Genomic DNA, 10,368 nt, shown 5'->3' on the forward strand with positions numbered 1-10,368 from the left:
GCTACAACCTATTACCTTTGCTGCGATCAAGCCCTGGAGGATTCACAGGGAGCTGGCCGTATAGGACTTACCCGTAATTGCATTGCAAAGGTACTTCTTTTTATTTAAATTGCAAGTCTAGCTATAATAAATTTTTACACTAATAGGCTAAGACATTGTATTTCAAAAGATTATTTTTAAAATATTTTTATTCTTTTTTTCAGAGGCTAGTATTATACGAAGTTTTGAGTCTCTAATTCATTATATAAAGGCTTTTATTTATACCTTTGTCTTTATATCACTGAAAAACTATATGAAACAACGAAATACGAGTATACAACATCATGCCATGTACTTTGGTACATATATGGGAGTTTATTGGATTCTAAAATTTATACTATTCCCCCTATCCTTCACTATACCATTTCTTACATTTCTTTTTATAGGACTTACTTTAGGTGTACCTTTTATGGGATATTATTATCTAAAGATTTATCGAAACAAAGTATGTGGAGGAGTGATAACCTTTAGTCAGGCATTTGTATTTACAGCTTTAGTCTATTTATTTGCATCAATGCTTACAGCTGTAGCTCATTTCATTTATTTCCAATTTATTGACCAAGGTCTCGTATTGGGGCATATGCAAGAACAAGTTAATATGCTACTAGAAGCAAATATTGATAACCCTCAATATGATTTTTATGATAAAACATTTAATGAAGCTATATCATATCTTTCAAGCTTAACTGCAACAGATATAACTCTAGATAATTTATCTCGAAACACTTTTTTAGGTGTATTATTAGCAATACCTACAGCTTTAATTGGTCGTAGAAAACCCAAAACAGATTACTAAAAGATAAGAAAACCCATGGATATATCCGTAGTTATACCATTATTGAATGAAGAAGAATCTCTTCCAGAGCTTTATGCTTGGATAAAACAAGTCATGGATTCTCACAACTTCTCTTACGAAGTTGTTTTTATAGACGATGGTAGTACAGACAACTCTTGGAAAATAATAGAAAATCTTCACAAAGAAAACCCTGAGGTAAAAGGGCTAAAATTTAGAAGAAATTATGGAAAGTCACCTGCTCTTTATTGCGGATTCAAAAAAGTAGAGGGTGATGTTGTCATTACTATGGATGCAGATTTACAAGATAGCCCAGAAGAGATCCCCGAACTCTACCGCATGATTACAGAAGAGGATTATGATTTAGTTTCTGGGTGGAAGAAAAAAAGATATGATCCGCTATCAAAGACTATCCCGACAAAGCTATTCAATGCTACTGCTAGAAAGGTGTCTGGAATAAAAAATCTGCATGACTTCAACTGTGGCTTAAAAGCCTATAAAAAAGAGGTTGTTAAAAACATAGAGGTGTATGGAGAAATGCATCGTTATATCCCATACCTAGCTAAAAATGCTGGTTTTCATAATATAGGCGAGAAAGTAGTCCATCATCAAGCTCGTAAGTATGGAAAGACTAAATTTGGACTAAGTAGGTTCGTAAATGGATACTTGGACTTAATCACTCTTTGGTTTCTATCTAAATTTGGAATCAGGCCCATGCATTTCTTCGGATTATTAGGCTCTTTAATGTTTTTTTTAGGCTTTATCGCAATCATAATCGTGGGAGCTACAAAACTTTATCAGATGAAAAATGGCTATCCGTATAGACTTGTAACAGATTCTCCTTATTTTTATATCTCATTGACAACAATGATTATAGGCTGTCAGCTTTTTGTTGCTGGCTTCTTAGGAGAAATTATAGCTAGAAGCTCAACTGAAAGAAACAATTATCAAATTCAGAAAAAAATTTAATTATTAACCATGAATAAAAGATATACATTTATATTGTCTGTAGCCCTTTGCTTTATAAGTATTACAGGACTACTCATAAGTTGTTCCGAGGATAGCGACTGCTCTATGACAGCTCGCCCTTTTATGGTTAGCTATATTTATAAGTATGGAGCAAATAAAAGCATACTACTACCCGACACATTAAAGTCGCTTACCGTTAAAGCTCTAGAAACAGATTCTATATTACTAAACAAAGGAGAATTTGTACATACATTTGATTCTCCTTTAAGATATACTAAAGACACTACAGCTCTAGTACTAGAATACAGCGAGGAGGTTAAAGACAATGATACCATTTGGATATCACACAAAAACACTTCGTTCTTTGTGTCTATTGAGTGTGGATACCAGATGCGACAATCAATAGAAAAAGTCATTGGCTACACCAAACACACATTAGACTCTGTTTCTTTAAGAAATAACGAGGCAAATAATTATGGAAAAGAAAACATCAAAATCATATATTAAGCTATTTCTTTTTAGCCTTGTCCTATTCATGAGCTTACCATTATGGGCTCAAGAACAGCAAGAGATTAAAGAGGATAACAAGGACGAAATCGAAAGACCTATTCTTATCGATCAATCTACAGTACCATTCTTCAATGGCATTTATATTGGATACGATTTGATGGGACCTATTTATAAAGCTTATTCTGATGACTATCTTACTAGTGAGATTAATATTGACATCAATCTCAAGAATCGCTTTTTTCCCGCAATCGAACTAGGTTATGCTAATACAGATAAGTGGAGCGAACACGGTACTCAGTATAAAACAAAAGCTCCATATTTTAGAATCGGGGCAGATTATAATTTCTTGTATAAAAAGCACAAGAACAACCACCTTACTGTAGGTTTACGATATGGCTTTACTAAGTTCGATTTTGATCTTGATAATTTAGCATTAAAAGATGGTGCTTGGGGTGATCAAATAGAAAACCCTAGTATTTATGACGAAATATGGAAAGATCCTGTAACTCTACAAAAACAAAACATCTCTAGTTCTATGCATTGGATAGAGTTTGTTATTGGTGTTCGAACTGCTATTTATAAAAACTTCTATATGGGATGGTCGCTAAGATTAAAATATCGCCTATCTGCTGAAGAAAATGAATATGGAAACCCTTGGTATGTTCCTGGTTATGGAATATATAAAAGTTCAAGAGTAGGACTCCATTATTCTATCATATATAGAATTCCAGGAAAGAAAAAGAAATAATTATCTGTACAAGAAATGACGAACAAAATTAAAAAAAATATATTTTGGCTTATCCTACTTGTTGCTGGATCTGCATGGATTTTATCCAATAATCTTGATAAGCAAAAGTATCACAAAATACAAGGTTCTATATTTGGTACTATCTATGCTATTACCTATCAATATGATAAAGATATTCAACCAGATGTGACCAAAGAACTAGACAGAATAGACCTCTCACTCTCTCCCTTTAAAGAACAGTCTATTATTTCTAAAGTGAATAGAAATGAAGAAGTAGAGTTGGATACTCTATTCACCAATGTATTTAAGAGAGCTCAAGAAATATCAAAAATAAGTGATGGAGCATTTGATATTACCGTTGCTCCCCTCGTTAATGCTTGGGGCTTTGGTTTTAAAAAAGGAGAATTTCCCGACTCCCTCATAGTAGATAGCCTTCTGCAATATATCGGCTATGAAAAAATAGCACTAGAAAAAGGTAAAATTATAAAAGAGAACCCCGAAATAATACTCGACTGTAGTGCTATCGCTAAAGGCTATGCTGTCGATGTTATAGGCGACCTATTAGAGAGTAAAGGTATCAAAAACTATATGATCGACATAGGTGGAGAGATTTTAACTAAAGGAAAAAATAGCAAGGGAGATTCTTGGAGAATCGGGATCAACAAGCCATCTGACGATCCACTTTCAAACAATCAAGAACTAGAGCTTATTGTAAAAATCGAAAATAAAGCTTTGGCAACATCGGGTAATTACAGAAATTATTATGTGAAAGATGGCAAAAAATATGCACATACCATTAGTCCTAAAACGGGGTATCCTGTACAGCATAGTATTCTATCATCAACTGTTTTGGCCAACGATTGTATGACAGCTGATGCACTTGCCACAGCATTTATGGTTGTAGGTCTAGATGAAGCTAAAGCTATCTTACAGAAAGTGCCCCATGTAGAAGCATGCTTTATCTATACAGAAGAGACTTCGGGAGAATATAAAACATTCCTTACTGAAGGATTTAAAACTTTTGTTGCAAATTAGCAACTACTCATCTATTTTTCTTGGTAATAAACTCTCGTTAATATTTGACATACTAGCCCATAAGCTATATCTAGCTTCTGGGCTTATTTTTTCTAACGTTTTTAAGACCTCTCCCATTACTTTACGATTTGTTTCTGATTCGTATGGGCAGTTTTTTATCTGTTTCTTATATGCTCTCAATGCAGAAAGAGCTATTAAGTCTTTCTCTTCAATCAGACACATTGGACGAATGATGGTCATATCAAACTTACTCATCTTCAGCATAGGAGGCATAGTACTAAAACTTCCTTGAAAAGTCATATTCATCAATAAAGTTGCGAGGATATCATCCATATGATGCCCCAATGCTATTTTATTACAACCAAGAGTTTTTGCTAGTTCAAAAAGTTGTTTTCGACGATTCCAAGAACAAAGGAAACAAGGAGATTTTCTTTGTTCTGCTGATGGATCAAAAGAGGTTTGAAGTAAGTAAAAAGGGATACCCAAATTCTCTATAAAATGTTGAATATAGGAATGGTCGGACTCATAGCTAACATTAGTCATCACTACATGAGCTGCAGAAAGTTTAAACTTCGGTTTGAGTATTTTTACACGCTCAGCCATAAGTTCTGCAAGTGCCAGGGAGTCCTTTCCACCTGAGATAGCAATTAAAATATGATCTCCATCTTCAATTAGTCGATAATCTCTTATTCCTTGAATCAATCTTCTATTAATTCTCTGTAAAAGCTTGAACTCTCCTTTGTTATCCTCCATAAAAAAATCTAATATTTATTTTTGCGCAAAGATAATACATCCAAAGCTAAACAAGAATGTCTGAAAGGTGTTTTCATTATAACGTAAAAGACTTGTAATTGTCGAACTTATTCCAAAATTATTACTATTTTTGAATATTATGAATATCCGTTATTTAGGAAAAATGACTAGAAATAAAATCTTATTCTCATTACTATCTTTATTATTCATAGTGCCTTTACAGGCACAAACTATTGACGAGGCTCGTGCTCTTTATGCCCATAATAAGTATGAAGAAGCAAAACCCATGTTTGAAAAATTCTTGAAATCATATCCCAATAATCCTAATTATAATTTCTGGTATGGTGTAAGTGCACTTAAAACTGGAGAAAGTGATAAAGCGATAAAGCCTCTTGAGTTGGCAAACAAAAGAAGAGTGCCTGATGCTGCATACTATCTAGGGCAAGCTTACTTAGCTAATTATCAATTTGATGAAGCCGTAGATGTACTTGAGAGCTATATAAAAACTCAACAAAGAAGAAAAAAAGACACTTCGGATTTAGAGGATTTATTGCAACAGACCAAATTAAATCAACGTATGCTTAAAGGCGTTGAGCAAGTAATAGTTATTGATAGTATTGTAGTAGATAAAGCCGATTTCATACAAAACTACAAGCTTAGTGAAGAATCAGGTTCTTTAACTTATATCACGAATCAAGAAGTCGATTCTACAGGACAAAAACCCATATTATATCAAACAGAAAGAGGTAATAAAAGATATCTAAGCAAAAAGAATGCAAGTGGTTTTTATCAACTCTTTGCCCAAACTAAATTAGGAGAAGAATGGACGGAAGAAAAAGCTCTTTCAGACTTAAATAAAGATTCAATCAATACTAGTTATCCTTTTGTTCTGAATGATGGTATAACACTTTTTTATGCTTCGGACAGCCAAGAATTAATGGGTGGGTATGATATATTAGTTACTCGATACAACACCAATACAGATGGATATTTAGTACCTGAAAATGTAGGAATGCCTTTTAACTCCTTCTACAATGATTATATGTATGTCATTGATGAATTTAACAATCTAGGATGGTTTGCCTCTGATAGATTCCAACCGAAAGACAAAGTGTGCATTTATATTTTTATTCCTAATAAAGTAAAACGCACCTATGACTTTGAAACTACTCCTATAGAAGAACTAAGAAATCTGGCTGCATTAAAAGATATAAAACTCACTTGGAAAGATAAAAAAGCAGTTGAAGATGGCTTACAAAGATTGAAATTTGCAATAAATTATCAGCCTAAGCAAACTAATAATGCTGATTTTAATTTTATAGTCAATGATCAGTTTGTTTATACTTCACTAAGAGACTTTAAATCAAATAAAGCACGTGAAGAGTTCATAAAATACCAAGTCATGGAAAAAGACTTAACCTCTCAAAAAGACAAACTAAAAAATCTAAGAATTCAGTTTGAAAAGAACCCCGACAAACAAAAAGCACCAGCTATTCTAGATTTAGAAAAGAGAGTAAGCATAATGCATCATGAAATGCAACAACAAGCTAAATTAATCCGCTCATTAGAGCTACAATAATACAACAACTATGGACATATTATTAATTATTGCACTTAATGTTGCAGCGATAGTGTTCTTTATCTTAGAGCTATTTATTTTCCCAGGGATGACATTATCTGCTATTGCTGGATTGGGATGTATGGGTTATTCTATCTATTATGCCTTTGTACACCTCGGAACAACTGCTGGATATATTACAACAATATCTTCGGGAATAATAGCCTTAATTGCCATTTATTATTTTATACGATGGAAAAAAATCGATAAGTATTCCTTAAAGGAAAACATTGATTCCACAATAGATAGATCTGCAGAAAGAAGTATAAAGGTGGGTGATAAAGGTATATCAACAACACGATTAGCTCTTTATGGCAGAGCAATGATTAATGGTCAAGATATAGAAGTAAAGTCTGCTAATGGCTTTATTGATGAAAAAATACCTATTGAAGTTGTTGCTGTTAAAACAGCAGAAGTTTCAGTAAAAAAAGCAACAGTTTAAATCATTTATTAATTAATAATATCCTACAAGACTATGATTTTATTACAAACACCATTGGAATTATCACTTGTACCCTTTATTATCTCATTCGTGATAATATTAGTCGTATTAGCTATATTCTTCCATTACGTTCCCTTCTTTCTTTGGTTCTCGGCCAAAGTTTCAGGAGTTAAAATCTCTCTGTTACAACTAGCATTGATGCGTATTCGTAAAGTGCCACCTTATGTTATTGTGCGTGCACTAATCGAAGCCCACAAAGCAGGTATTCAAGATGTAACGAGAAATGGATTAGAAGCCCACTACTTAGCTGGTGGTCATGTGGAACAAGTAGTTCATGCCCTTGTATCTGCATCAAAAGCCGAAATGGATCTATCATTCCAAATGGCTACAGCCATTGACTTGGCAGGTCGTGATGTCTTTGAGGCAGTACAAATGTCGGTTAACCCCAAAGTTATTGATACATCAAGAGTTACAGCTGTAGCTAAAGATGGTATTCAATTGATAGTAAAAGCACGTGTTACTGTTCGTGCAAGTATTCGTCAACTAGTTGGGGGTGCTGGCGAAGATACTATTCTTGCCCGTGTAGGCGAAGGTATTGTTTCCTCCATTGGTTCATCAGTAAACCACAAATCAGTATTAGAAAATCCTGATTCTATTTCAAAACTAGTGCTTAAAAAAGGACTAGATGCAGGTACAGCCTTTGAAATTCTATCTATTGATATCGCGGATATTGATATAGGTGAAAACATTGGAGCTAGACTTCAGATGGATCAAGCAAATGCTGATAAAAACATTGCACAAGCTAAAGCGGAAGAACGTCGTGCTATGGCTGTAGCAAATGAACAAGAAATGAAAGCAAAAGCACAAGAAGCTCGAGCTAAAGTTATTGAGGCTGAAGCTGAAGTACCTAAAGCTCTTGCAGAAGCATTCCGTTCTGGCAATTTAGGTATTATGGACTATTACCGAATGGAAAACATTCAAGCAGACACATCTATGCGCAACACCATTGGTGGTGAAGAAAAGAAATAAGCATAGACATAAAATAAATCAATTTATCAATCTAAAAAAACACACAATATGAAAAAGACATTTCCCTCTTCTCAATTAATCATTAATGAAGATGGTTCTATCTTCCATTTACACATTAAACCAGAACATGTAGCGGCTAAAGTAATTCTTGTAGGTGATCCTGGTCGTGTTGCTCTTGTAGCATCACACTTTGAAACTACAGAGTGCAATATTTCAAGCCGTGAATTTAACACAATAACTGGTACATATAAGGGAAAGCGAATCACTGTAGTATCTACAGGTATTGGTTGTGACAATATTGACATCGTTGTGAATGAGCTAGATGCTTTGGCTAATATAGATTTCCAAACAAGAACTGAACATGAAAATTTCCGTCAATTGGAGATGGTTCGTTTAGGCACTTGTGGTGGTCTTCAACCTTTTACTCCTGTAGGAACATTTGTATGTTCTCAAAAATCTATGGGATTTGATGGGTTACTTAATTTCTATGCAGGCAGAGATGAAGCTTGTGATCTAGAATTTGAAGAAGCATTCATTAAACATATGGGTTGGACAGGAAGTATGTGCCAGCCTCATCCTTACGTAGTTGATGCCAGTGCAGAACTTATTGACCGTATCGGTAAAGATGATATGGTGCGCGGTGTCACTATCGCTTGTGGTGGTTTTTACGGCCCACAAGGACGTCAATTGCGTGTTCCATTACGTGATCCAGAACAAAACCATAAAATAGTTGAATTCAAGCATAATAATATGCAAATCACCAACTTTGAGATGGAAAGTTCTGCATTAGCTGGTTTAGCAAAATTAATGGGACATAAAGCTATGACTGTTTGTATGGTAATAGCCAATCGTTTAAAAGAAGAAGCGAATACAGGTTATAAAAACACTATTGATGTACTGATCAAAACAGTATTAGATCGTATCTAATTAACCTACATTAATGATATATAACGGGATATAGCCAATCTGCTATATCCCGTTTTTATTTTTATTCAACACATTCATAAAAAAACACGTATCTTTGCCCTATTAATAAGTACTAGTATGATAAATCAAGATACAATATGCGCAATAGCGACAGCACAAGGTGGAGCCATAGGTACCATCCGAGTGTCTGGAAAGGATGCTATTACAATTACAGAAAAAATATTTCGTCCATTTAAAAAGGATAAAATATTGCATGAGCAACCTGCATATACTCTAACTTTCGGAAAAATAATAGACCATGAAGAAGTTATAGATGAAGTACTCATCAGCCTTTTTAAAGCTCCTCATTCTTTTACAGGAGAAAACTCTGTTGAGATAACATGTCATGGATCAACCTATATTTTACAAAAGGTAATGGAGTTACTTATTAAAAATGGTTGTCGAACAGCCCAACCTGGAGAGTACACGCAAAGAGCCTTCCTTAATGGAAAGATGGACTTAAGCCAAGCTGAAGCTGTAGCAGACCTTATAGCTTCTACTTCGGCTGCAACCCACCGACTAGCGATGAGCCAAATGCGTGGGGGTTTTAGTAAGGAACTAGCAGAGCTTCGCAACCAATTGCTTCATATCACTTCAATGATTGAATTAGAACTAGACTTTAGTGAGGAGGATGTAGAGTTTGCGAATAGAGACCAACTAAAAGCTTTGGCAGATAAAATAGAACAAGTAATATCTAAATTAACCAACTCCTTTAGTGTAGGTAATGCCATAAAGAATGGTGTTCCTGTAGCTATTATTGGGGAAACCAATGCTGGGAAATCTACACTTCTGAATGCTCTACTCAATGAAGATAAAGCCATAGTAAGTAATATTCATGGCACTACTAGAGATGTTATAGAAGACACAATGAATATTGGAGGAGTAACATTCCGCTTCATTGATACAGCAGGTATAAGAGAGACTCATGACACTATTGAGAGTCTAGGAATCGAAAGAACTTTCCAAAAACTAGATCAAGCAGAAATTGTATTATGGGTAATTGATGCTCCTACTGCTACAGAACAAATACAACAACTAGCAGAAAAGATAGTGCCCAAAGCACAAAACAAACAATTAATACTTGTATTCAACAAATCTGAGCTAATCAACGAAAGTGAAAGAAAAGGCTTAGAAGCTCTAGCTCAAACCCACTACCCTAGCCTAACTTCTATTTTTATTTCTGCAAAAGAGAAAGAAGGAGTTGAACAATTAGAAAAGTTGCTTACAAATTCAGCTAACTTACCTACTGTAACACAAAATGACGTGATAGTAACCAATATGCGTCACTACGAAGCTCTGACAAAGGCTCTAGAAGCGATACACCGTGTTCAAAACGGCTTAGAGATGCAAATCAGTGGAGACTTCCTTTCACAAGACATCCGTGAATGTATATTCCACCTCAATGACATAGCAGGTGAAGTAACCAACGACATGGTACTTCAAAATATCTTTAAGAATTTTTGCAT

11 protein-coding genes are annotated in these 10,368 nt (G+C 34.6%); 10 read left to right on the forward strand and 1 reads right to left on the reverse strand.

Going from position 1 to position 10,368, the window contains the following annotated elements:
- Positions 1–328: 328 nt before the first annotated feature.
- The 5 genes from K8V80_RS00455 to K8V80_RS00475 are packed head-to-tail and all read left to right on the forward strand — an operon-like array spanning position 329 to position 4,094.
- Positions 329–835 carry a DUF4199 domain-containing protein gene (locus K8V80_RS00455; RefSeq protein ID WP_172633440.1) on the forward strand — a complete coding sequence of 169 codons (507 nt, stop codon included), beginning with the start codon at positions 329–331 and terminating at the stop codon, positions 833–835.
- Between the two features lie 15 nt (positions 836–850).
- The gene (locus tag K8V80_RS00460) at positions 851–1,801 is read left to right on the forward strand and encodes a glycosyltransferase family 2 protein (protein WP_006745587.1); all 951 of its coding nucleotides are present in this window, start codon (positions 851–853) and stop codon (positions 1,799–1,801) included.
- Positions 1,802–1,810: 9 nt separating this feature from the next.
- Positions 1,811–2,308: a DUF6452 family protein gene (locus K8V80_RS00465; RefSeq protein WP_276774545.1), complete on the forward strand. Its 498-nt coding sequence runs from the start codon at positions 1,811–1,813 to the stop codon at positions 2,306–2,308.
- Positions 2,277–3,059 carry a DUF6048 family protein gene (locus K8V80_RS00470; RefSeq protein WP_276774548.1) on the forward strand — a complete coding sequence of 261 codons (783 nt, stop codon included), beginning with the start codon at positions 2,277–2,279 and terminating at the stop codon, positions 3,057–3,059. Before K8V80_RS00465 ends, K8V80_RS00470 begins: the two co-directional genes overlap by 32 nt.
- Before the next feature lie 15 nt (positions 3,060–3,074).
- Entirely contained in the window at positions 3,075–4,094 is a 1,020-nt protein-coding gene (locus K8V80_RS00475) for an FAD:protein FMN transferase (protein WP_006745590.1), read from the forward strand.
- Between the two features lie 3 nt (positions 4,095–4,097).
- Here the strand turns inward: K8V80_RS00475 and K8V80_RS00480 are convergent, their stop codons facing one another.
- Entirely contained in the window at positions 4,098–4,847 is a 750-nt protein-coding gene (locus tag K8V80_RS00480; RefSeq protein ID WP_276774551.1) for an ATP-binding protein, read from the reverse strand.
- Between the two features lie 163 nt (positions 4,848–5,010).
- Here K8V80_RS00480 and K8V80_RS00485 point away from each other — a divergent pair, with 163 nt between their 5' ends.
- From K8V80_RS00485 to mnmE, 5 genes are all read left to right on the forward strand, one after another.
- The gene (locus tag K8V80_RS00485) at positions 5,011–6,426 is read left to right on the forward strand and encodes a tetratricopeptide repeat protein (protein WP_276774554.1); all 1,416 of its coding nucleotides are present in this window, start codon (positions 5,011–5,013) and stop codon (positions 6,424–6,426) included.
- Positions 6,427–6,436: 10 nt separating this feature from the next.
- Positions 6,437–6,907, forward strand: a complete 471-nt coding sequence (locus K8V80_RS00490; RefSeq protein WP_276774557.1) for an NfeD family protein — start codon at positions 6,437–6,439, stop codon at positions 6,905–6,907.
- A 33-nt stretch (positions 6,908–6,940) separates the two neighbouring features.
- Positions 6,941–7,936 carry a flotillin-like protein FloA gene (floA, locus tag K8V80_RS00495; protein ID WP_006745594.1) on the forward strand — a complete coding sequence of 332 codons (996 nt, stop codon included), beginning with the start codon at positions 6,941–6,943 and terminating at the stop codon, positions 7,934–7,936.
- A 48-nt stretch (positions 7,937–7,984) separates the two neighbouring features.
- Positions 7,985–8,863 (forward strand): nucleoside phosphorylase, encoded by an 879-nt coding sequence (locus K8V80_RS00500; RefSeq protein WP_276774562.1) that lies wholly within the window; start codon positions 7,985–7,987, stop codon positions 8,861–8,863.
- 120 nt (positions 8,864–8,983) lie between these two features.
- A partial coding sequence (gene mnmE / locus K8V80_RS00505) for a tRNA uridine-5-carboxymethylaminomethyl(34) synthesis GTPase MnmE (protein WP_276774565.1) occupies positions 8,984–10,368 on the forward strand: 1,385 nt, incomplete at its 3' end.

Origin of the sequence: Bacteroides coprosuis, from assembly GCF_020741705.1 — a bacterium.
Lineage (GTDB): Bacteria > Bacteroidota > Bacteroidia > Bacteroidales > Bacteroidaceae > Bacteroides_E > Bacteroides_E coprosuis.